This is a genomic window from Dyadobacter sp. CY323, assembly GCF_021390245.1.
GTDB lineage: Bacteria > Bacteroidota > Bacteroidia > Cytophagales > Spirosomataceae > Dyadobacter.
In genome coordinates this window covers 72,888-96,317 of the sequence record NZ_JAJUXH010000013.1, presented here as the reverse complement: position 1 = coordinate 96,317, position 23,430 = coordinate 72,888, and the positions used below count along the sequence as shown (strand labels likewise).

17 protein-coding genes are annotated in these 23,430 nt (G+C 48.3%); 10 read left to right on the top strand and 7 right to left on the bottom strand.

Features of this window, described 5'->3' with window-relative positions:
• Positions 1-11: 11 nt before the first annotated feature.
• Complete coding sequence (locus LZG72_RS19080; RefSeq protein ID WP_233876066.1) at positions 12-920, bottom strand: isoaspartyl peptidase/L-asparaginase family protein; 909 nt, start codon at positions 918-920, stop codon at positions 12-14.
• Positions 921-1,183: 263 nt separating this feature from the next.
• Here LZG72_RS19080 and cphA point away from each other — a divergent pair, with 263 nt between their 5' ends.
• Genes cphA through LZG72_RS19065 form a run of 3 tightly spaced genes read left to right on the top strand, consistent with a single transcriptional unit; the run spans position 1,184 to position 5,443 of the window.
• The gene (gene cphA / locus LZG72_RS19075) at positions 1,184-3,829 is read left to right on the top strand and encodes a cyanophycin synthetase (RefSeq protein ID WP_233876064.1); all 2,646 of its coding nucleotides are present in this window, start codon (positions 1,184-1,186) and stop codon (positions 3,827-3,829) included.
• A gap of 11 nt (positions 3,830-3,840) precedes the next feature.
• The gene (locus LZG72_RS19070; RefSeq protein WP_233876062.1) at positions 3,841-4,692 is read left to right on the top strand and encodes a cyanophycinase; all 852 of its coding nucleotides are present in this window, start codon (positions 3,841-3,843) and stop codon (positions 4,690-4,692) included.
• 7 nt (positions 4,693-4,699) lie between these two features.
• Positions 4,700-5,443: an FRG domain-containing protein gene (locus LZG72_RS19065; protein WP_233876060.1), complete on the top strand. Its 744-nt coding sequence runs from the start codon at positions 4,700-4,702 to the stop codon at positions 5,441-5,443.
• Between the two features lie 13 nt (positions 5,444-5,456).
• On the opposite strand, the gene LZG72_RS19060 is transcribed toward LZG72_RS19065, so the two are convergent.
• Positions 5,457-6,626: a hypothetical protein gene (locus LZG72_RS19060; protein ID WP_233876058.1), complete on the bottom strand. Its 1,170-nt coding sequence runs from the start codon at positions 6,624-6,626 to the stop codon at positions 5,457-5,459.
• A 242-nt stretch (positions 6,627-6,868) separates the two neighbouring features.
• Between LZG72_RS19060 and LZG72_RS19055 the strand changes: the two genes are divergently transcribed.
• Both LZG72_RS19055 and LZG72_RS19050 read left to right on the top strand, forming a co-directional pair.
• Positions 6,869-8,326, top strand: a complete 1,458-nt coding sequence (locus LZG72_RS19055; RefSeq protein WP_233876056.1) for a hypothetical protein — start codon at positions 6,869-6,871, stop codon at positions 8,324-8,326.
• Between the two features lie 66 nt (positions 8,327-8,392).
• Positions 8,393-10,174 carry a cytochrome-c peroxidase gene (locus LZG72_RS19050; protein ID WP_233876054.1) on the top strand — a complete coding sequence of 594 codons (1,782 nt, stop codon included), beginning with the start codon at positions 8,393-8,395 and terminating at the stop codon, positions 10,172-10,174.
• A gap of 62 nt (positions 10,175-10,236) precedes the next feature.
• Here the strand turns inward: LZG72_RS19050 and LZG72_RS19045 are convergent, their stop codons facing one another.
• The 5 genes from LZG72_RS19045 to LZG72_RS19025 form a co-directional block, all read right to left on the bottom strand.
• The gene (locus LZG72_RS19045; RefSeq protein WP_233876052.1) at positions 10,237-10,875 is read right to left on the bottom strand and encodes an OmpH family outer membrane protein; all 639 of its coding nucleotides are present in this window, start codon (positions 10,873-10,875) and stop codon (positions 10,237-10,239) included.
• Between the two features lie 72 nt (positions 10,876-10,947).
• Positions 10,948-11,637 (bottom strand): hypothetical protein, encoded by a 690-nt coding sequence (locus LZG72_RS19040; RefSeq protein ID WP_233876050.1) that lies wholly within the window; start codon positions 11,635-11,637, stop codon positions 10,948-10,950.
• Positions 11,612-12,169 carry an RNA polymerase sigma factor gene (locus tag LZG72_RS19035; protein WP_255701078.1) on the bottom strand — a complete coding sequence of 186 codons (558 nt, stop codon included), beginning with the start codon at positions 12,167-12,169 and terminating at the stop codon, positions 11,612-11,614. The genes LZG72_RS19040 and LZG72_RS19035 overlap by 26 nt, the downstream gene beginning before the upstream one ends.
• Positions 12,170-12,254: 85 nt before the next feature.
• Entirely contained in the window at positions 12,255-12,992 is a 738-nt protein-coding gene (locus LZG72_RS19030) for an IclR family transcriptional regulator (protein WP_233876048.1), read from the bottom strand.
• A gap of 66 nt (positions 12,993-13,058) precedes the next feature.
• Positions 13,059-13,829, bottom strand: a complete 771-nt coding sequence (locus LZG72_RS19025; protein WP_255701077.1) for an SDR family oxidoreductase — start codon at positions 13,827-13,829, stop codon at positions 13,059-13,061.
• 286 nt (positions 13,830-14,115) lie between these two features.
• Here LZG72_RS19025 and LZG72_RS19020 point away from each other — a divergent pair, with 286 nt between their 5' ends.
• Genes LZG72_RS19020 through LZG72_RS19000 form a run of 5 tightly spaced genes read left to right on the top strand, consistent with a single transcriptional unit; the run spans position 14,116 to position 23,394 of the window.
• Positions 14,116-17,148, top strand: coding sequence for a TonB-dependent receptor (locus tag LZG72_RS19020; RefSeq protein WP_233876046.1), 3,033 nt, complete (start codon positions 14,116-14,118; stop codon positions 17,146-17,148).
• Positions 17,149-17,203: 55 nt separating this feature from the next.
• Positions 17,204-18,901 carry a RagB/SusD family nutrient uptake outer membrane protein gene (locus LZG72_RS19015; RefSeq protein WP_233876044.1) on the top strand — a complete coding sequence of 566 codons (1,698 nt, stop codon included), beginning with the start codon at positions 17,204-17,206 and terminating at the stop codon, positions 18,899-18,901.
• A complete protein-coding gene (locus tag LZG72_RS19010) occupies positions 18,870-19,847 on the top strand; it encodes an alpha/beta hydrolase (RefSeq protein ID WP_233876042.1) in 978 nt (325 codons plus the stop codon). The genes LZG72_RS19015 and LZG72_RS19010 overlap by 32 nt, the downstream gene beginning before the upstream one ends.
• 3 nt (positions 19,848-19,850) lie before the next feature.
• Positions 19,851-21,257 carry a glycoside hydrolase family 28 protein gene (locus tag LZG72_RS19005; RefSeq protein WP_233876040.1) on the top strand — a complete coding sequence of 469 codons (1,407 nt, stop codon included), beginning with the start codon at positions 19,851-19,853 and terminating at the stop codon, positions 21,255-21,257.
• A gap of 10 nt (positions 21,258-21,267) precedes the next feature.
• Entirely contained in the window at positions 21,268-23,394 is a 2,127-nt protein-coding gene (locus LZG72_RS19000; RefSeq protein ID WP_233876038.1) for a glycosyl hydrolase 115 family protein, read from the top strand.
• Positions 23,395-23,430 lie beyond the last annotated feature (36 nt).

Sequence of the window (23,430 nt, the reverse complement as noted above, 5' to 3'; positions counted from 1 at the left end):
ACGGAACCAGTCTATTTCTCATTTTGCCAAACGTTAATGCTTCCCTCGCCGCGATCATTTTTCCAGGCCCGGAGCATACTCTCACAATTGAATTTCAGCTCAACATTGCCTTTTGTATCCAATGCGATCAATCCGCCTTCACCGCCCAGCTGCGTGAGTTTCTGAATGGCGGTGTCGCAAGCTTCGCTTAACATAATGTTTTTGTACCGGACAAGGGAAGCAACGTCGTAAGCAGTCACAAGCCGGATAAAAAACTCCCCGTCGCCCGTGCACGAAACCGCACACGTATGGTTATCGGCATAAGTACCGCCGCCGATCACCGGGCTGTCGCCGACGCGGCCGAATTTTTTGTTGGTAATGCCGCCCGTAGAAGTAGCCACGGCAATGTTTCCCGACTCGTCGAGCGCTACTGCGCCTACCGTGCCTTTTCCGGTGTTTTTTCCTTCTTCTTTTTCCTGCGCTTTCTCAAGTTCTTCGCGCCGGTGCTGCGTGTCAAAATATTCATTTGCCTCAAATGCGACGCCATGTGCTTTTGCAAAATCCATGGCGCCATTTCCCGCCAGCAGCACATTTTCAGACTGCTCCATCACCGCCCTCGCCAGACTAATGGGATTGCGGACATTAGTCACGCCGGCAATTGCGCCGGCTTCCAGCGTGCGGCCGCACATCATGGCTGCGTCAGTCTCATGTGTGCCCTCGGCTGTAAAGACGGAGCCTTTGCCTGCATTGAATAACGGATTGTTTTCCAAAGCCATCACCGACTTTTCTACGGCTTCTACGGCGTTGCCACCGCGGGCAAGTACAGCATAACCTGCTTCCAGCGCGTCACGAAGCCCTTTTTTGTACTCTTCTTCCTGTTGGTCGTTTGTGGAGGCCCGGGTAAGGGAGCCAGCGCCGCCGTGAATTGCAATGGTGAACATCTGTACGATTTTTATGAAACTCTCAAAATTGAATCTGCGCCTCCTCACAAAAACTCTGCCACGATTCGACTATTCTCTACGCGGCCCTTCCTATTGCGCAACTTTTTCTACGAAAAATATAAAGCAGGCGCGTCTTACCGTAGCATATCCCACCATTCAGCAGCTTGATGTGCTGGCACAATAATTAATAGCGGCCTCCATCTGATTTTTTCTGAATCAGTGAAATCATCCACATCTATTAAAAGAGTTTTATCACAAACAGTATGAAAATCATTGATATCCGGTGCATGCGTGGCCCTAATGTGTGGTCAGTGCGCAAGAACAGGTTGGTAGTAATGAAGTTGGACCTTGAGGAGCTAGAAGAAATGCCAACCAACAGGATCGAGGGGTTCTACGACAGATTGAAAATGGCGATGCCGAGCTTGCAGAGTCATTTTTGCTCGGAAGGCCATGCCGGAGGCTTTTTTGAAAGGGTCAAAGACGGAACATGGATGGGGCACGTCGTCGAGCATATCGCTCTTGAATTGCAATCGCTGGCCGACATGGATTGTGGATTCGGCCGGACACGCGGAACCGGAGCATACGGTGTATATCATGTTGTGTTTGAATATGCGGAAGAAAGTGCCGGAGAGCTGGCGGCCCGGAAAGCCGTGGATATGGCTTCTGCGCTGATTGCCGGAAAACCGTTTAATGTAACCGAAGTGGTGCAGCAGCTCAAAAGCATTTACCAGACGAACCGCCTCGGGCCAAGTACACAATCCATCGTTGATGCCTGCAAAGCACGGAACATTCCGGCCATCAGGCTTAACGATGAAAGCTATGTCCAACTCGGTTACGGCAGCAGGCAGCGGCGCATCGAAGCGACCACTACGGACGGCACCGGAAATATAGCCGTGTCACTTGCCGGAAATAAAAATGCCACCAAGGTGCTTCTTGGCAAGGCAGGCGTGCCGGTTCCTGCCGGCGTTACTGTAACCAGTGAGGAAGAACTCTTCCAGGCTATCGCCGAAATCGGATATCCGATCGTGGTAAAGCCACTGGATGCGAACCAGGGGAAAGGCGTTACGACCGATCTGCGGGATATGCATGCGGTTATCGAAGCCTACAATTGGGCTTCTTTGTTTTCGGATGATGTAATTGTTGAAAAATTCGTAACCGGCAACGACTACCGGCTGCTGGTAATCGGCGATACATTCAGGGCAGCCGCCAAACGTACGCCCGCCATGGTTTTTGGAGATGGTATTTCCACAATCCACGAACTGATCAACCAGACAAACCTCGACCCGCGCAGAGGAGACGGTCACGAAAACAAGCTGACGCGCATCGTGGTAGACGACATGCTGCGGGGACATCTGGGAGGGCAAAATCTTACGCTACAAACCGTTCTTCCGTCGGATGTGAGCGTAACTGTCTCGGATGCTGCCAATTTGAGCAAGGGTGGGACTTCGGATGACGTAACGGATCATGTGCATCCGGAAATTGTGCTGATGGCAGTACGGGTAGCGAAACTGATCGGCCTGGATATCTGCGGAATTGATGTGATCGCCCAGGATGTTACCAAGCCTCTGAAAACGTCGGGCATATCGGTCATCGAGGTGAATGCAAGTCCGGGTTTCCGGATGCATTTGTATCCTTCGTCGGGCAAGCCGCGGAATGTAGGGGAGGATGTAGCGGAAATGCTTTTTCCAAATCAGGCAGCTGGCCGCATTCCGGTCATTGCCATTACGGGCACCAATGGGAAAACCACAACCACGCGCATTACCGCTCATTTGATGAAGCAAGGCGGGGCGTGCGTCGGGTACACGACAACAGACGGCATTTATGTCAATGATGTGATGATTGAGGAAGGCGACTGCACCGGGCCTGCAAGTGCACGCACAATCCTTACAGATCCTACGGTGGACGTCGCGGTCCTGGAAACGGCCCGGGGAGGTTTACTGCGATCGGGACTTGCATTTGACCAGTGCGACGTGGGGATCGTGACCAACGTCGCCGCAGACCATCTTGGGTTAAATGACATTCATACCGTGGAGCAGATGGTCCGTGTTAAAGCAACCGTCGCAGAATCGGTACGTCCGGATGGTTTTGCGATCCTGAATGCTGACAATGACGAAAGTTACGGGATCAGGGAGCGGGTGAAATGCCAGATCGGACTGTTCAGCATGGATCCGGACAGCGAACGGGTACTTTCCCATACTCGGGATGGCGGGCTGGCCTGCATTTACGAGCAGGGAGAAATCAGGCTCGTGAATGGCAGCATTAAAGTTACCGTTGCTGATGCCCAGGCCATTCCGGCTACTTTCGATGGCAAATGCCTCTTTATGATTGAGAATATTTTAGGCGCCGTGCTGGCCGCGTATTCGCAGGGGGTAGACATCAATTTACTGGCGAAAGGACTTTACAGCTTTCAGATTTCGGACGAAACGACGCCCGGGAGACTAAACCATTTCCATTTCAGAAATTTTGACCTACTGGTCGATTATGCGCATAACCCACACGGAATGTCTGCATTAGGCCAGTATCTGGGAAATGTGCCGGCAACCAGCAAGCTAGGGATTATCACTGGGGTAGGCGACAGAAGGGATGAAGATATTCGTGAGCTTGGCAAAGTGGTTGCCGGCATATTTGATGAAGTCATTATCCGGCTGGATGAAGACCTTCGCGGGCGGAAGCACCAGGAAATTATTGAACTGGTAAGGCATGGCATTAAGGCTGTAAACCCCTTTTGCAAGATTAATGTGATCCAGGATGAATTGCAGGCGCTCAATTATGCAATACGGCATTCACGCCCCGGCCAGCTGATCGTGCTGACGACGGACAAAATCAAAAACGCGATATCTCATATAAAGCGAATTCAGGAGCAGGAAGAAAAGGGTGTTGTTGCTCAACCGCAATTAGCTCTTTATTAAGCAAACACAACATGGAATTACCAAAAGGAAAGCTCATACCCATTGGCGGCAAAGAGGCACGCGACCATGAAGCGGAAAACACGGACGATGCCAGGCATGTCAAATTTGAGAATGAAGGCGTGTTACAGGAAGTTTTGAACGAAATGAAAGGTGCTGACTCCAAGGTGGCGGTTATAACGACCGCCTCCAGCGAGCCGGACGAAATGGGAGAGATGTATTTGGAAACCTTCGGGAACCTCGGATGCAATCAGGTGACGATTCTGAACCTTACCGGCCGCAATGTCGATAGTAAAAAATCACTCGAAATACTGGCCGGTGTAGACGGCGTCTTTTTCACAGGCGGCGACCAGAAAAGGCTGATCGACAAGATATGCGACACGAAGTTTATAGCGCTGATGAAAGAGCGTTACCAGAACGAAGAATTTGTCATCGCCGGGACCAGCGCAGGAGCAATGGCCATGTCGGCGGCAATGATCGAGGAAGGTTCGAGTACGGAGTCGCTGCTGAAAGGCATTGTTGAATTGAGCGAGGGATTTACATTGCTGCCCAAAACGATCATCGATACGCATTTCATGAGCCGCGGCCGGTTTGCCCGGCTGGCAGAAGCACTGCTGATGAGACCAGGGTTTATCGCAATCGGCATTTGCGAAGATACCGGGCTTGTCATCACCGGTGGTCAGCATATGCGCACCATTGGCTCCGGCGTGGCGATGATCCTCGAAGCGGATGATATCAAGAAAACCAATTTCAAGGAAGCAAAAAAGATGCGGCCGATCTTTGTGGAAGGGATGCAAATGCACATTCTCGCTGAAGGGGCCAGCTTTTCTCTGGAAAAGCGGAAAATGATTGTCGAAAAGTCTTAGGTAAAATATGAACTCCATCGAAATCAAGTCCATCGATCAGTTTATCCGGGACATTGTAGCTTTAAAAAATGATGAGTTCGACTTCTTTATTTTCAGGGGCCAGCGGATCAATGCGCCGCTGGTCCCTTCCATTGCCCGGTACCATCACCAGGACATTACCAACATAGAAAAACGCATGCTGCTCGACCTCAAACGACGTGGAAAGCTGCTGCTGCCAAACACCGTTTCGGAGGAATGGGAGCTACTGATCCTTGCCCAGCATTATGGTTTAAAGACCAGGCTGCTCGATTGGTCGAGTAATCCGTTAGTAGCGTTGTATTTCGCCATCAGGGACATTGACGATTCCGAAACACCTTCGTTTGTGTACCTTTTCAGGGGTTATAATGATCAGGTAATTGATAAAGATGAGATAACGGCAACCACGTCGCTCGGTTCCCCATTTGAAATTGAAGAGTTGAAGGTACTCAGGCCGTCACTCAACAATGAGCGGATCATCGCGCAGTCCGGCTGGTTTACGGTACATCCTTACTCCGAAGAGAATTGCGGTTTTGTCCCGATGCAAATGGATGAGGAGGTGAAAGTGAATGTGACGGAATTTACCATTATCCCTGGTTTAAAAAGAGAATTAATGGATCATCTCAACATGCTGGGTTTCAATGCGCAGACCCTTTTTCCTGAGCTCGCTGGTTTGTGCCATTACCTCAACTGGGAACATCTTTATCAGAAAAACGAGCTGGTTGAGCGCTGCTGAACGATCGTTCCTTTTACTTGCATATCACATAAGTCGACCACTCGTCTTTATGCCAGTACAGGCCCAGTGGATCGGGGATTTTGCTTACGCAAATGGTTTTAAGATCCTTATTTTCAATACTGCCGAATGAAGTGAGGTTCGTAGCGCGGCTGAGATCGAGCGACTTCAGATTGGACAGGTTAAATAATGCCAATTCCCTTAAATTGGTATTATTTGTCAGGTTAATATCCGTGAATGCTGATTCAAAAAGCGTGAGGGTTTCAAGGTTTTTATTACCCGACAAGTCGATTGCCGGCGCATTGACATGGGACACATTCAGAGTCTTAAGATCAGGTAGGGGTGAAAGCTTTGTTGAAAATTGCCCGGATTCAAAATAGAGCATCTTTAATTTTGAGAACATGGCGGGATCGGGGAAAGTGACCTTCGATCCTGTAATAAGAAGCTCTTCCAGAAAAGCTGCGTTTTTGAACTTAACCTCAGAAACGCTCGAAAACCGCACATCCAACGCTTTTAAATTAGCCAGCGTGCTCAAATCCAGTGATTGGATAGACGAACCCTGCGAATTTATGGTGCTCAGCCGGGTGTTTTTGCTGACGTCCAGCTTTGTAAGATTAGGCAGCAAACTGCATTCAATAGTGTCCAAAGCCACATTGGCACTGAGATTGATCTCCTTAATATTGTGATTTACTGAAAAAGCAAGAAAGGTCAGTGCCGGATTACCTGTTACATCGAGCTCTGAAAGAAGGTTATAGCTGCAATCCAGATACCTTAATGCCTTGCAGTTTTTTACATTCAGATAAACCAGGGAAGGCGTTCCTCCTTCGATCCCGATCGTCCTGCAATACAGATATTCGAGCTTTGCATTTTTGCTGAGATCCAGGGAATCGATTTTGACATCAAAAATTGAAAGTGATTTAAGGTTTTCAAAATGCTCAATGCCTTTCAGCGTTTTTATCCGGCCCAGGCCTCTCAGGCTCAGACTTTCGATCTTCTTCATTTCGGAGTCGCGAATTGACCCGTTAAGTGTATTGTCGATATTCTGTCTGAAAAGCTCCTTTTCGAACTCCGGATCAATCGTAAAAGTTTTTTCTTCCACAGGTGAAATGACCTCGTCTTTCTTGCAGGCATGAAAGACAAATGCGAGGAAAAAAACAGCAATCAGGCGAATAGAGGTTCGGAGCATGGCAGAAAAGTTATTTTGTAACCAACTTACACAAAATCATCGACTTCATCCAACCGATGCATCGTATTTTCAGTTTGATCCCATTCAGATCTTCGGTAATGGGTTTATAATGCGTTTTTAGGCCCGCTTATTTCAGATCACAGATCGGCCTGTTACCCTTTCTTCACAATTGCATAATATTCCCGTAAAATGCGGCAGCATGGGTTCTCCTAGATTTGTATAAAAACTATCTCACCGTGAACATGCATTTTACCAAAATAACAAAAGCAGCCGCATCTGCCCTCATTATCAGCGCGATCGCTGGCGGATGTACATTAAAGGACCATCAGGTCCCGGTTGATTCGTCCCAGCTGGTCGACAGGTCCATCAATCCTTCACTGCTTAAATCGATGCCTGGTTTTGAAGACCTCAAAATCACGACCCTGATCAGTTCGGACGACGTACTTCCGCAATCTCCCGGCTTCATTTATGGTGCCCAGCCGGACGGCGGCGCTTTTGTAAGAAACCCGAACGGCGAAGGTTTTGTGATGATCAACAACCACGAGATCCATTTCTCCGTTTCACGCGTTTTTCTTGACAAAGACCTGAAACCTGTTAAAGGAGAATACATTGTGGATGCAGAAGGCGGCCAGTGGAGATTATGCTCTGCCACGCTTGCCACAAAGGAGGAACATGGTTTCGGGCCGGTATTTCTGACAGCCGGTGAGTCTAACTCGGAATCTATGACCCATGCAATCGATCCTTTTGGCGCTGCCGATAAAAAGAACAAAACCAGAACGGTGGCGGCATTCGGAAAATGGAATGCAGAAAATGCGGTACCGCTTCCAAAAGACGCATTCCCGGGCAAAACGGTAATCGTGATCGGTGAAGACGACACCAATGGTCAGCTGGTACTGTATGTATCGGACGTAGTGGGCGATCTTAATAACGGAAAACTTTACGCATTGCGCCGGACCAACCTGGAAAGCGTGGAAACGGATATGCAGAAAGGACAGATCCACGATGTGGAGTTTATTCCTTTCGACAATGTGAAAACGAGCACGGGAACCGAGCTGCAGGCCCAGACGGTGGATAAAAAAATGATCCAGTTTGCCCGCGTGGAAGATATCGATTATGTGAAGGGTGGAAACGGAAAAGGCCGCGAGATCTATTTCACGGCAACAGGCGTGAGCCAGGCTGATAAGGTAACACCGGTGGCCGGCAAAAACATGTGGGGCCGGGTGTATCACCTGACTTTTGACCCAAGTAATCCATTGAAAGGAAAGCTGGAAATCATCATGGACGGGGAGGACAATCCGGGGAATTTCATTGTAAATCCGGACAACATCTGCGTGACCAAAAACTACGTGTATGTGCAGGAAGACGGCGACTCGTTCTACCGCGACAATGCCCACGACGGAACTATCTGGCAGTATAACATTGCTACCAAAGAAAGCAAGGCGATGCTGCAGATGAACCACCGTCGCGACGACGCAGTCTTCAATGCGAAATACAATTCAGTCGGCAATAACTCATTGAGCACCTGGGAGTATGGGGCGATGATCGACATTTCGGATGTAGTTGGAATCCCTGAAACATTCATGGTCAACCTGCACCCGCATACCTGGCAGGACGAAAAGTACAAAGGCGCGGACGGCAGCGGCATTTCCACCAACAAGGAAGGTGGTCAGACGGTAATCGTTCGCGGTATCAAACAATAATCTCAACGTTTATAATACTGAAAACGGAAGGCTCTTTTCGAAGGGCCTTCCCATTATTTTATGGGTATGAAGAATGGTTCAGGGGTGGTTTGGTTGTTGGTTTTTGCATTACTAACAGGCGGTTGCTCGGTGCGAAAAGATCCAAAACAAGTTGTATATCAGAAGTTTGCGGATGATCTGAATACATTAATTGCGCGGAATGAAGACTTTTTGGGAAGAGTAAAGACGTCGAATGACCTCACAATGCTTCGGGAAGAATTTCTTAAACTCCGGCTGCAATACAAAAAAACGGAGGCTTTTGCGGAATATTTTTTTCCAACAACGGTAAGACTGGTAAATGGCGCGCCGCTGGATGAAGTGGAGGATGAAGAAAATGCCGTTTTCGAACCGGGCGGTTTGCAGGTGATCGAGGAACTGATCTATACCGATGAGCCACTTGATAAAGACGAGCTGGTAAGGCAGGTTCGGAAATTTGGTGTCAACATCAAGCGTATCAAAACTTTATGGGTCGATATCGCCCTGACCGACCCGCATGTGCTGAATGCATTGCGGCTCGAACTGTTCCGGCTGATTACCCTGGGCATTTCCGGTTTTGACAATCCGGCCTCCGGCAATGCATTGGAAGAAAGCCAGCAGGTACTGCGCTCATTTCAGGAATATATTCGTAGCTACGACACTGTTTTACCCCAATCTGAAAAGCTGATGTCGCAGGCTGATTCGGCCATTTTGTTTTTGAAAAAAAGTAAAAACTTCAATGATTTCGACCGGGCGGCATTCATTGTTGACTATATCAATCCAATATGCCGGAACCTTCACAGAAGCCAGAAAGCAGCGTCCATTGCATTTGTGAATGACCGCAGGCTTTTGAGGGGCGATGTGGCTACTTTATTTGATGAAGGCGCATTTGATACCGAAGCATTGGTAGCTAATGACAGGTTCCGCTCCACGGCCGATCGCATTGCGCTGGGGCAAAAGCTGTTTTACGACGGCCGGACTTCCGGTAACGGAAAAACAAACTGCGGCACGTGCCACCAACCCGCGCTGGCTTACACCGACGGGCTGAAAACCAGTAAAGGATTTGACAATGGAAACATCGGGAGAAATGCGCCCACGATCCAGTACGCCGCATTGCAGCAGGCGATGTTCTACGATCTGCGGTCGCCGTCGCTGGAAGACCAGGCGGCGGATGTGATCCATAATAAACAGGAAATGCATGGATCGATGGGGGAGATAGCCCGACTCATCGGCACGGACGCTGATTACCAGAGACTTTTCAAAAAAGCCTATCCGGAACTGGACTCCATTCCACCGGTATACATCCAGAATTCTCTCGCTGTGTTCGTGCGATCATTAAATCCGTTCAATTCGCGGTTTGACAAATACATGCGGGGCGATAAAAAGTCGCTTACATTGGAAGAAATCGCGGGTTTTAACCTTTTCATGGGCAAAGCCAAATGCGGTACCTGCCATTTCGTGCCGCTGTTCAACGGAACCGTTCCACCCGATTACCAGCGGACCGAATCGGAAGTGCTGGGCGTGACTGCGAACGATGATTTTAAGAATGCAAAAATAGACGAAGATCCGGGCCGCGGCGCATACAACCGTTTCCCGCAATGGCAGCATGCATTTAAAACCAGTACAATCCGAAACATCGCCAAAACCGCTCCATACATGCACAATGGGGCTTACAAAACTTTGCCCGAATTAATGGAATTCTATAATGAAGGCGGCGGCGCAGGTCTGGGCCAGGACGTTCCTAATCAGACACTTGCGGCAGACAAGCTGGATTTAACGCCCGCAGAAACCGGGCTGGTAATCAAATTCATGGAAAGCCTGACGGATCTGTAAAGCGGTTAATGGAACGAGTTGGCAACAGGAAGGAATTTCAGCACCTCTGCTGGTTACGCCCACTATTTTTTTATCGGTGTAACCTGTTTGGTTGGAGCAGCTGTGGCCGGACTGGTGGCCGGCTTTGCAGGACTTGCCTGCGCTTCGATTTGATCCGGATCCACTCCCAGCTTTTTCAAAACCAGATTGGTGACATTGTTTTCTTCAGTAGCTACAAATAATATGAATGGTACCGTTCCTGCCCCGCCATCCATATTAAAGATATATACATAGCCATTCTCTTTTCCAACCTGCTGAATGGCAGTGTTCACCTTTGTCATGATGGGGTCCAGGAGCTGCTGCTGTTTATTTTGCAACGAAAATTGTGCTTTGCTCCGCATTTCCTGGATACGTGTTTGCAGATTTTCCAGCTCCTTTTCCTTATCGGCGCGGATGATATCCGTCATCTGGCCGGCTGTTTTTTGATAATTATCGGCCTTTCCCTGAAACTCCCTGATCGATTCGTCTATGGCTTTTTCAAGTTGGGTTTTGGTGATTTCCAGTTGGTTTTGCATGGATTTGCTTTCCGGCAGCCGGCCAATAACCACATCAATATTTGTGTATCCTATTTTCGGGAAGCCCGTATTTCCGGTTGACTGGCACAGAGCCTGAAAATTGATAAGTAACCCAACAAAGAAGCTTAAACTCGTCCAGCGTTTCATACGGATAGTCGTTTTTTATAGATATGGAGAAAATGTTTTCTGCGGAGTTGGCATAACTGCATTGGAATTAAATCAGTAACGATCGTAATGAAGGGCGTTGCTGTTGATTTTGTTCGCCAATAAATGTTGATTAACCGTAAGCCAGAAACGGTTGTAATTCTTTCTGTCCCCGAGTTGGACACTTTGGTTGCGTAGTTCCCGTTCCTTTTGGGCCTGCTCAAACATCAGTAGCAGGGAAGGCATCTGGCTGTTTTCCTCGTCCAAAATGCGGGTGCTTTGCTCTATAAACAGGTCATTGTCAGGGGCCTTGCTTATTGCAACGTCGAAGGAAGGGAGGGCAGTGCCTGCATTGGATTCTAACTTATTTGAGCCTAAATCAGCACTTGTTTTGTGAGATATTCTGCTTTTCTTTCTCCTTTCAGCACTGGGATATTTAACATTTGTCCCCGCATCGTTCTGCGCAGTTTTACCGATTTGAGTTTGGGCCAAATGCGCCGGGCTGTCGGTCCCGACTTGCGGAATGGCGCCTGCATTAAACTTTGTCTCAACGGAGCGGAATGTATTATCGCTAACAAAAACAGCGAAGCCTGCTGCCAGGACCAACATTGCCGCCATTGAATAGGAAGCCCTTACCCATACCTGCCGCCTTCTTTTTCGTGCCTCGAATAAGTTCCAGAATTTGTCCGGATCCCATTCCCGGTCGCTTTTGTCAGGCTTATGGACCAGCTCCCTGATCCTATAAAACAAGTTTTCGTTTTCCATACGCCGGATCTAATTCAATAATCCTTTTTTGCAACAGTACTTTCGCTTTGCTAAGCTGCGATTTTGATGTTCCCACACCAATTCCCAGGGTCTCCGATATCTCCGAGTGGGAGTAACCTTCAATCTCATACAGGTTAAAAACCGTTCGATAGCCAACAGGTAAGCCGGAAATCACTTCAAGGATTTTATCCGCAGTCAGGTTTTCAATGACAATATCGTCGGCGTGATACGTTTCAATTTCCTGCTCATCTAAAATTTTAAAAGGCTTCCCTCTCTTTATCAGCGCAAGGCATTCATTCACAACAATCCTCTTGATCCAGCTTTCAAACGCCCCAACGGATTCGAATTTGCACGGGCCCATTTTCTCAAGCATGATGTAGATCGAATTCGCTACGGCATCCTCCATTACACTCTTATCAGAAAGATACCTTCTGGCGGTACGATGCAATATTTTCCCATAGGCATCAAAAAGTTTGCGCTGCGAACAGACGTCTTTTTGCTGAGCTTGGTGAATAATGGAGAGAGTAATCAAAGTCGCTTGCGAATGTTCTCTTGGTAAGAAGAATCCTGGATCATGAAAGGTTGCCTGAGGTTAAAACTTTTTCTGGCTCATCTCCTCAGACATCCAGCCGAAGTCTTATTTTCTCACCCGCGCCTTTCAGCGCCTGGATGATTTCTTTTTTTCTGGGGATGGAGAATCTTGATTCCGGCATGAAAATGCTCAATGCTGCGATAACCCGGTCGTTTTTTCGGATAGGTACGGCTATACCTATTATATGCTTGACAGAATGAGTGATCACAAGTTCTTCCTGTACGATCTTTTCAAGCGCTGTTTCCAGACCTTCCAGGGTACTTGCTTCTTTCCACGTTTCTGCGGTGGGGATTCCGTTGCTATTGATAAAATTTTCTCGCTCCCGCCTGGATAAAAATGCGAGGAGCAACCGTCCGGTGGCGGTTTCGTACACATTCCGCTCGCTCCGGCTCCGGACCTGCAGGTCCTGATCGCTGTTCACGAGATGCAGCACAAACCGTTTCTGGTTGCGGAGGATCCCGAGCAGCGAGGTTTCATTGACCTGGTTCGTGAGTTCCTCCATCACATCCTTGGCCGCCATGATCAGGTTTTGATTGTACGACAGGTTGTGAGTGAGATTGAATGCCATCGGCCCAAGTTTATACCCTTTTTTCCTGCCGAGATGCTCAATGTAATTTTTGCTCACCAGCGTTTTAAGAATGTTCACGCAGGTAGCCTGGTTGAGTTCCAGTTTTTCAGCAATTTCAGTAAGTGTGTAGGCCTTATCCTGGTCCTGGGCAACGTATTCCAGGATATCCAGCGCCTTGATTATGACTAGTACCATCGTGTTTTAAGCAAAACTTTACATTTAAATATACATCAATTAACCTCATACCTCAACAACGCGGAGCTACCGGCCCATCCAGCCGCCATCCACGGTAAGGATACTTCCGTGCACATAGTCGGAAGCAGCAGAAGCCAGAAAAACAGTCGCACCTTTGAAGTCGTCCGGAGTGCCCCAGCGGCCTGCGGGGATGCGGCCCAGAATGGCAGCGCTGCGATCGGGATCGTTACGCAGTGCCTCGGTATTATCGGTATTGATGTAACCCGGAGCGATGGCATTCACATTGACACCTTTTCCGGCCCATTCATTGGCAAGCGCTTTTACCAGTCCGCCTATTGCCGACTTGCTGGCCGTATAACCAGGTACGTTAATGCCCCCCTGAAATGTTAGTAACGAAGCTGTAAAGATGATCTTGCCGGATCCGCGAGCGACCATGGTTCGGCCAATTTCACGACTGAGAATGAATGGGGCGTTGAGGTTGGTGTTGATAATGGTATCCCAGTATTCGTCGGAATGCTCGTGCGCAGGCTGTCTCAGAATGGAGCCCGCATTGTTAATGAGTATATCAATGACAGGAAAGTCGGTTTGCACCTTTTGGATAAAGCTGTAAAGATCCGCACGGTCGTTGAAATCGCATTGATATGCTTTGAAGCTCCGGCCCAGCGCATTGACTTCCTTTTCAATCCCGCTACCCGACAGTTCCAGGTTAGCCGAAACGCCTATGATATCCGCCCCGGCTTCGGCAAGCACGGAGGCCATCGCCCGCCCGATCCCTCTTTTGCATCCGGTCACCAATGCGGTTTTTCCTGTCAGGTCAAATTGCTTGAATATGCTCATAATTTTATAATGATAAATTTGAATTCGTTAACCCCGGCAATATTATGTCATTATGGAATAATTTTCAAATCTTATGACAAAAATTTCAGATAGGAATATTTGGGGTAAAACCGTTTAAATGCGATTAGAATGATTGATTTAATATAATTAAAACAATATCTCAGTTTTGTTAAACAGGATTTAACCCAAAAATAATTGCATTAAAAGTTGTCGGAAGCGTAATTTTGCGATAATATTGTATCGTGAAATTATTATTTATCATTGTTAAATTATAAACCACTTCACGATGCGAAAGTGTTTTACAACCCTGCTAAAACTGGCAAAGGCACCATGCCTGCTGGTCCTCTTAACGCTGGCATACACGCCTTCCTGGGCGCAACTGACGGTAACTGGTAAAGTAACTGACGAAACCGGGCAGCCCGTACCAGGTGTCAATGTGGTGGAAAAAGGAACTGCGACCGGTGCCTCTACCGATGTGAATGGAAAGTACACGACCAAAGTATCATCACCGACCAGTGTGCTGGTGTTTTCTTTTGTGGGTTACATTTCCCAGGAGGTGACGGTAGACAATCGTACGGTGATTGATGTTCATGTATCCCCCGACGACAAGCTGCTGGGAGAGGTAGTAGTGGTAGGATACGGAACACAGAAGAAAAAAGACCTTACCGGATCCATTGCCTCGGCCAATCTGCAGGCTTTCAAGGAGTCTCCGAACGTAAGTATATTACAATCATTAAAAGGCGCATTGCCAGGTTTGACCATCGGGCAGACCAACCAGGCCGGTCAGGAAGCATCTATTAATATCCGGGGCGTATCTACTTTGAATGGGAATACGTCTCCGCTCATCATTGTGGACGGTCTCATATTCAGCGGGCGGCTTTCGGATATTAATCCCAGCGACGTAGCCAGTGTGGATGTTTTGAAAGATCCCAGCAGCAAAGCCATTTACGGTTCACAAGCCGCCAACGGGGTAATCCTGGTAACGACAAAATCCGGCAAAACGAATCAGAAACCTTCGATCACCTACTCGGGCAATTACGCCGTTTCGTCACCGACTGTTAATGCAAAACTGCTGGACCGCGACGCTTACCTTCAAAAAGTACGCGATATCAATTACTACAATTCGTACACCAAGGAGTCGGGTTATACACAGCTCAATCCGGGCTGGGATTTTATCAATTCGGATATGAACCCACCTTTGCTGGAGGGGATAGCTGCCGGTAACAACTATGACTGGTACGGCAATCTGACCCAGCCTGCGCTGATCAGTAACCACAGCCTCGGGGTTTCCGGCGGTTCCGACAAGACGACTTATTTTCTTTCGGCGGGTTATACCGGGGAAAAAGGCTTTATCAAAAACGACAATTACAAAAGATATACGGCGCGGCTCAACCTGGATACCGAGGTAACCAACTGGCTTACGATCGGAGCCAATACATCGGGCACATTTACGGACTTTTCGGGCGACGCACCCAATGTAGGTACTATTGCAGTCACTGCTCCGCTTGTTTTACCCTGGGACGCAAACGGCAATTTTATCATCAACCCGGTTGGCGATGCTAATAACAATGCCTTTTTGCAGTCGACCAACGACAACTTCGAAACGCAAAGCCGTCTGGTTGGAAATGTCTACGGGGTGGTCAAAATTCCGGGGATCAAGGGGCTGAGTTATCGTTTGAATTTTGGGAATAATGTCAAGTTTTTCAAAGAATTCGGTTCCAGTATCTACGGGGCAGGACGAACGGGCTCGGCTTTCAAGAACAATGCGTATCAGTATGAGCAAACTTTGGACAATATCCTTAGCTATACAAAAACGATCGGCAAACATAACATCGGCGCCACTGCAGTATACGGGTACAACACCGGCAAATACGAACGCACGGCTGCAAGCGGGAGCGGATTCACAGATCTGGACCTTTCTTACAATAACCTGGCACTGGCAGAGATCAGGACCATCGAATCGAGCGCGTGGAAAGAATCACTATTGTATCAGCTCGCCAGCGCTACGTATAGTTACGAGGGAAAGTATTTGTTAAAAGCTACGGTACGACGGGATGGTTTCAGCGGTTTTTCCAAAAACAACAAAACAGCCATTTTTCCATCCGTCGGGCTGGGCTGGGTGCTCTCCGAAGAAAAATTCTTCAATATCCCTGTGATCAATTACCTGAAAATCCGGGGTAGTTACGGTGAAAATGGGAACAAGGTCGCCCGATACAGCTCGCTGGCGGTCGTGACAGCAGCCGACTCGTCCAAATACATTTTCGGGGACAACGGTACTACGCAAATCGGGCGTACGGTGAAAACTTTGGCCAATAACGATCTCAAATGGGAGAGGACAAAAGGGATCAACATCGGAATGGACTTCGAGATCCTGAAAAACAGAATTGACGGGAACATCGAGTATTATAACTCCAACACCTACGATTTGCTCTGGTCCAAAGTGTTACCGCAGACATCCGGTTTCTCGACCGTATTGAGCAACATTGGCCAGCTGAAAAATACAGGTCTGGAATTTATGGTACATGGCGCGCCGGTAAAAGGCAAGAACCTGAGCTGGGATGTGACGGTTAACTTCTCGCGAAACCGCAATAAAGTGGTCAGCTTGCTGGGAGACGATTTGAACAACGACGGCAAGGAAGATGATTTGATCGCCAGCGGCTTGTTCATCGGACGCTCGATCGGGACGATTTATGACTATCAGATAAACGGCATTTACCAGGTGGACGAGGAGCGTCCGGCGGGATTCGAACCGGGGAGCCACCGGGTTGTTGACCAGAATGCGGATGGTAAATTTACCCCTGCCGATGACCGGGTTATCCTGGGCCAGGCGGAACCTGCGTATTCGTTCGGAATCCAGAATACCGTTTCTTACAATCAATTCACGCTCCGGTTATTTGTCAACTCCATTCAGGGGGGCAAGGGGGGCTACCTGAAAGCCAATGTCCCATTATCCAATCTGGGCAGCCGCGGAAATGCCACCAACTCCAACTGGTTTGATTTCTATGATTACTGGTCGCCGAGAAACCCGGACGCTAAATACAGTACATCCTGGGTAGGGTCACCCGTCGGTACTGCTGCCAAAGGTTATTACCAACGCAACTTCGTGAGACTGCAGGACATTTCGCTTTCGTATAATTTCAATAAAACAGTGACGGATAGGCTGAGAATGCAAAATCTCAAACTGTTCGTGAGCGGAAAGAACCTGCTGACGCTTACGAAATGGGACGGGTGGGATCCGGAAACCGGCGTCGGCATCGATTCGCGTAATCCTTACCCGGTCATGAAATCCTATTCTTTCGGCCTGGAAGTATCCTTTTAAATCATCTCTATTGTTCAGACTATTCCTACCCGTTTACCATACAATAGCAAGAAGTATGAAAACCAACCTATTAAAAATCAGTTTGTTCGCAGCGTTCATGACGTTCAGTTCCGGCTGTAAAGAAGAGAAGTTTCTCAACGAGGTACCGCTGGATTTTTACAGTCCTGAAAATTCCTACGTGAACGAGGCCCATTTCGAATCGGCCCTGGTTGACTTGTATGCCAGGGTGCGTTCAGAAACCAGCGTTACCGCCGGTGCAAACGAATATACCGATGTGCTGGGAACAGACGTGGCCTTCAATTCCCGCCTGGACAACAACCGCCTGGCTGACTACAACAATACCATTACGCCTCAGAATAACGTACCAAAAATCCATTGGGTAAATTACTACAAGATCATTTCCAACGCGAATACGATCCTTTCCAGGCTGCCCGACTCTCAGGTTCCCGAAGAAAAGCGGGCGATCATTGCCGGCGAGGCCAAGCTTTTCAGGGCGTGGGCTTACCGTTATCTTGTACATATTTATGGCGGGGTACCTCTGATCCTGGAAGAAGCCACATCGCCAAAAAGCGATTTTGTTCGGGCAACGCGCGACGAGATTTTTAGCCAGGTTATTTCTGATGCCACGGAGGCAGCCAATATTCTCCCGAATGTAGCCGTGGTGGCCAACGGGCGTTTGAACAAATCGGTCGCCAACCATATCCTGGCCGAAACCTATCTCACTTTGAAACAGTACGATCAGGCCATTGCCGCAGCTACCGAAGTAATCGAAAAATCGTCATTAGCATTGATGACGGCGCGTTTCGGGAGTCTGAAAGACAAGCCGGGAGATGTATATTATGACCTTTTTAGGGTAGGAAATCAAAACCGGAGTGCAGGTAACACAGAGGCAATCTGGGTGGCCCAGTATGAAGTCGATATTCCTGGCGGCGGTCTCACGTCGGCAGGCTCGGCTACCAACCAGCTCGAACGCGTGGTGGCGCCGGTTGCATTTACGCTGAAAGATCCCAAAGGTGCAGCGGTGGTACTAGGAAATCTGCCCGCCTCTACGCTCAATGTCGGCGGAAGAGGAGCGTCATTTGTGCAGCCGACCGATTACTATCTGTATGACATCTGGGGCCTGGACCCCAAAGCCGACAACCGCGTCATCAAATCGACGGACATCCGTACTTCTGCCTACAACATTGTGCGTGATTTTATTTATACCAATCCGGCATCGCAGTATTTTGGAAAAAGTATGATCGATTTTCCGACTTCTCAATGGGTGCAGCAAAGCTGGCGCTGGTATCCTTACCCTTCCAAGGTGACCACTCCGGGACAACATCCTCTGGGGCTGATGGAAGATCCCGTAGCAATGACGCTCAAAGCGACCGCGGGGGCAACCTATCGCGATATGTACCTGATCCGGCTTCCGGAAACTTACTTCCTGCGGGCCGAGGCCTACTTCATGAAAGGTGACCTGGCAAAGGCGGCAGCCGACCTGAATGTAGTCCGCGCACGGTCCAATGCCACACTGATCCAGCCAGGGCAGGTAAGTCTGGATTTTATCCTGGACGAAAGAGCGAGAGAGTTGATTTTCGAGGAAAACCGCCGGTTGGTATTGGTGAGAATGGGTAAGCTGGTGGAGCGTGTCCGGAAATACAATCCATTGAACAAAGGCAATATCAACGACCATAATATATTGTTCCCGATACCTTACTCGGAAATTGAAGCAAACAAGGATGCGAAACTGGAACAGAATCCTGGGTACTAGGGAGATGGAAGTTTTGGTGAATAGATGTCATTTATGGTCATTGGTAGTCATTGGTTGTTTTTGGATGAATGTGGTTTGTGTGGCGCAGACGGAAATTGAAATACCGCTTTATGCATCGGGAGTGCCTAATTCTATACCCGCAACCCAGCCTGAAAAAAGGACTTTTAATGCTGCAGGACAGCTGACGGCATTGTCAAAAGTGATTGCGCCGCGCCTGATTGTACTTCGTCCGGCGGCGGCCAATGGAACAGGAATTATTATCTGTCCCGGCGGCGGTTACCGCAACCTGAATATTGAAAATGTAAGATTTATTGCTCAACGTTTAAATAAAATGGGTATCACTGCATTTATCCTGACCTACCGCCTTCCCGCCGACAGTCTGATGGTTGATAAATCGATCGGTGCAATGCAGGATATCCAGCAAGCTTTCAGGGTAGTTCGCCGGAAAGCGGCTGAATGGAAGCTGAGCCGCATCGGCGTCTGGGGTTCCTCGGCTGGGGGACACCTGGCGGCTATGGCGGGCACACATTGGAACAAAGCTTATGAGGCTGGTAAGGATACCGCGGGTTTGCGACCTGATTTTGCGGTTTTAGCCTGGCCCGTGATTACTTTCAGGGGAAGCGACGCACATAAAGGGTCGGTTCAGAACTTGTTGGGAAGCAATGCCATGGAGGCGCAGATCAGGGAATTTTCACCAGAAGAAAGTGTCGACGCCCAAACGCCGCCAACTTTTCTCGTCCATGCCGGAGACGATCCCACAGTTTCATTCCAGAACAGTATTCTGTTTTATCAGGCGTTAAAAAAACAAAAGGTACCCACCGAGCTACATATCTATGAAGAGAAAACGCACGGCTTCGGAATCAGTCCGGACGTTCAGAATTCCTGGATGTCGCAGCTGGAAATATGGTTTGTAAATCGCGGGTTTATTCCTTCTAATGTTCATTAAACTATGAATTTGAGAGATTTCGCCTTCTGTTTACTCACTACCATGCTTTTTGCATTCGGAGAAGTGTTTGCCCAAAGCAAACCGCTTCCTGTGCCGTTTCCATTTCCGGAGATGCAAGCGCCGGTTTTCAGAAAAGAGACGTTCGATATCCGGAAATATGGAGCGAAAGAAGGTGGTGTTACTTTAAATTCGGATGCGATCCGGAAAGCAATTGTTGCCTGTAATGCGGCTGGCGGCGGTTCAGTTATGGTTCCGAAAGGCATTTGGCTCACCGGCGCCATCCATTTAAAAAGCAATGTCAACCTGCATTTGGTAGAAGGCGCTGAACTTCGTTTTAGTCAGAAATTCGATGATTATCTGCCGGTCGTGCTCATCCAGCGCGGCGGATTCTTTTGTTATAATTATTCGCCTTTTGTGTATGCAAAAGATTGTGAAAATATCGCCGTTACCGGCAAAGGTACTTTGAATGGACAAGGTCAGGTTTGGTGGCCGTGGAAAGACAAACAGCCCGGGATGACGCAGCTGTTTCAAATGGGAAAAAGTGGCGTGCCGATAGAACAGCGGGTATTTGGTACTGAAAAAGCAGGAGTTCGTCCGCCGTTTATCCAATTCCTGGAATGCAAAAATATACTGATGGAAGACATTACGATCGTCGACGGGCCTTCCTGGAATGTACACCCCGTTTTTTCCGAAAACATCATCATCAGAAAAATCAAAATCAGGGCGCACGGGCCTAACAATGATGGTATCGACCCCGACGGCTGCAAAAATGTGCTCATCGAAGATTGCGGCATCGATGTCGGCGACGACAACATTTGCCTCAAATCCGGCCGTGACGAAGAAGCGTGGAAAATCGGAAGACCTTGCGAAAATATAGTGGTTCGCCGGTGCAGCACCAAAGCCGGACATGGAGGATTGGTGATCGGCAGTGAAATGTCGGCTGGGGTGAAAAATGTGCTGGTCGAAGATTGTCATTTCGCCGGTACAGACCGCGGTTTGAGGTTTAAATCCAGGGTTGGCAGGGGTGGGATTGTGGAGAATGTATGGGCCAGGAATATTACGATGAAGAATATCAAAGGCGAAGCCATTGTCTTCGATCTGACCTATGACAGCGAGCCCATTGAAAAAAATATGAACTATGGGAGCGGTTCAGCTTCACTGGCAAATGCGCCCGTTTTCCGGAATTTTCACATTGAAAACATTCAATGCGACGGTGCGAAAAGAGCGATCAGCCTTCGTGGCCTGCCCGGAAAATACCTGCACGATATTACGTTTGATAACATCAGAATTAATTCTGAAAACGGCGTTTTTGCCAGTTATTCCCAGTTTATCAAGTTCCGGAAAATGGAAATAAAGCATCAGAAGGGAGACGCTTTTCAGTTAGAAAATTGCAGTTCAATCCAGTACTGAACAGAAACTTATGAGATATTCAGCGATTATACTTTTACTGATTTCGGCGCTTGCTACGTTTGCGCAAAGCAAGACGAAACAGTCTTTTACGCTGGTAAGTAACCAGAGTCAGGCTACGATCCTTTTACCTGAAACAGAGCCGGAATGCGTTCGGCTGGCTGTAAACGACCTGGTGCATGACGTGGAGCAGATCAGCGGGAAAAAGTTGCTTGTCGTTTCGAAAGATGACGGTAAGGTTTCCGGTTCAAAAATCCATATCGGAACGGTAGGTTTATCGGATCCGCAGATCAAAAAGTACAACAGCAATGCGGCGTCCCTGAAAGGAAAATGGGAGGTGTATGAAGTGAAATCCAATGGCGCTGACCTGTCGATCAATGGAAGCGACGAACGGGCTACGATGTTTGGCATTTACCATTTTATTGAGGAATATCTTAAAGTAGACCCGCTTTATTGCTGGTCGGATAAACTGCCGGAAAAGAAGACTTTACTTCAATGGGAAACAGTCCGGATCAGCCAGAAAAGTCCGACTTTTCAATACCGGGGGTGGTTTATCAACGACGAAGATTTGCTGACCGAATTTTACGAAAGCGGCGGCAAACGGAATATCGACTACCCGTATTATGGTCAGGTAGTGAATCCTGCATTGATGGGCAAAGTGGTGGAATCACTGGTACGCCAGCGCCTGAACCTCATTATCCCGGCCAGCTTTATCGACATACGAAATCCTGCCGAGGCTGCATTGGTGAAAGAGGCAGCCAAACGCGGCGTGTTTATTTCCATGCACCATGTAGAGCCGATGGGCGTGAGTGCATTTACTTTCTTCAATTACTGGAAAGAAAAAACGAATGAGAAACCCTTATTTTCTTTTTACAGCAGCCGCGACAAACTCACGGAAGTGTGGCGGGTATATGCAAAAGAATGGGCGAAATATCCGAATGTGATCTGGCAGATCGGTTTACGCGGCATTGCCGATCGTCCGATGTGGATGGCGGATCCCGGCGTGCCTCAGTCGGATGCGGACCGGGGAAAACTGATCTCCGATGCAATGGCGGCACAAATGCAAATCATCAAAGAAGTTGACAAACGTCCAAACCCGCCCATTACCACTACATTGTGGGCGGAAGGGTCGACATTGAACCAGGCAGGACATTTGAAAATCCCTGAAAAAGTAACCATCGTGTTTTCCGACAACAGCCCCGGCTGGAAATGGCAAAACGATTTTTATCAAACCCCACGGACGAACAACAATACGTACGGCGTGTACTACCACCATCAGCTTTGGGGGGCCGGCCCGCACATCGCGCAGGGCGTTTCGCCGCAGCATACCTATAAGGTTTTTCAGGAAGTACAAAAAATGAAAAGCAATGCGTATGCGATCATGAATGTCTCGAACATCCGCGAGTTTCAGCTCGGATTGGCTTCCTCGGCGCGTATGCTTTACAATTTCGAAGATTATGATCCTCAGGTTTTTATGAAGACCTGGACGGGCATTCAGTATGGTCAGAATGCAGCGGCTGCCACAAAAGCATACGATATGTATTTTGATTCTTTTGTAGTGCACGACAAGCAACAGGTTGCCATGCTGCTCGATGGGCAGACGCGGAATTTTACCTTGAATTACCTGAAAAAACTCTCACAGCAAATCAGCGATCCGGAAGCTTACAAGGCCGCTGAATTGAAAGCAAAGCAGGTGTCGCATGAATCGGACTGGGGGAAAACCTCACTGAGCGACGCGCACCCGCAGCCACGGGATGAAAACGAACTGCTTGAAAAGGTAATGAAACAACAACAAGCCCATCAAAATGCATTGACCGAATCGCTAAACGTGCTGGCGAAGCTGGAACCGCAGCAAAAAGCCTTTTTCGAAACAAATCTGATATCCCAAACCCGCATAATGCTCGGATTGGAAGGTTGGCTAAACCATATACTTCTCGCTAGAAAGGCGATGAATGAAAATCAGCCTGATCAATGTAAGAATCAACTGCGGCTGGCGATCCAATCCATTGACGGGATCAATGAAGGAAAAGCCATGAATGTAAAGTCTGAGAAATGGGCAAACTGGTACAGGGGCGATAAGAAAATGAATATTAATGCTTGCAAAGACGCTACTGAAAAGGTTTTCACACTTTTGAAATAAAACAAAAAACTGATCCTTACCACCTAAATCCGTTAT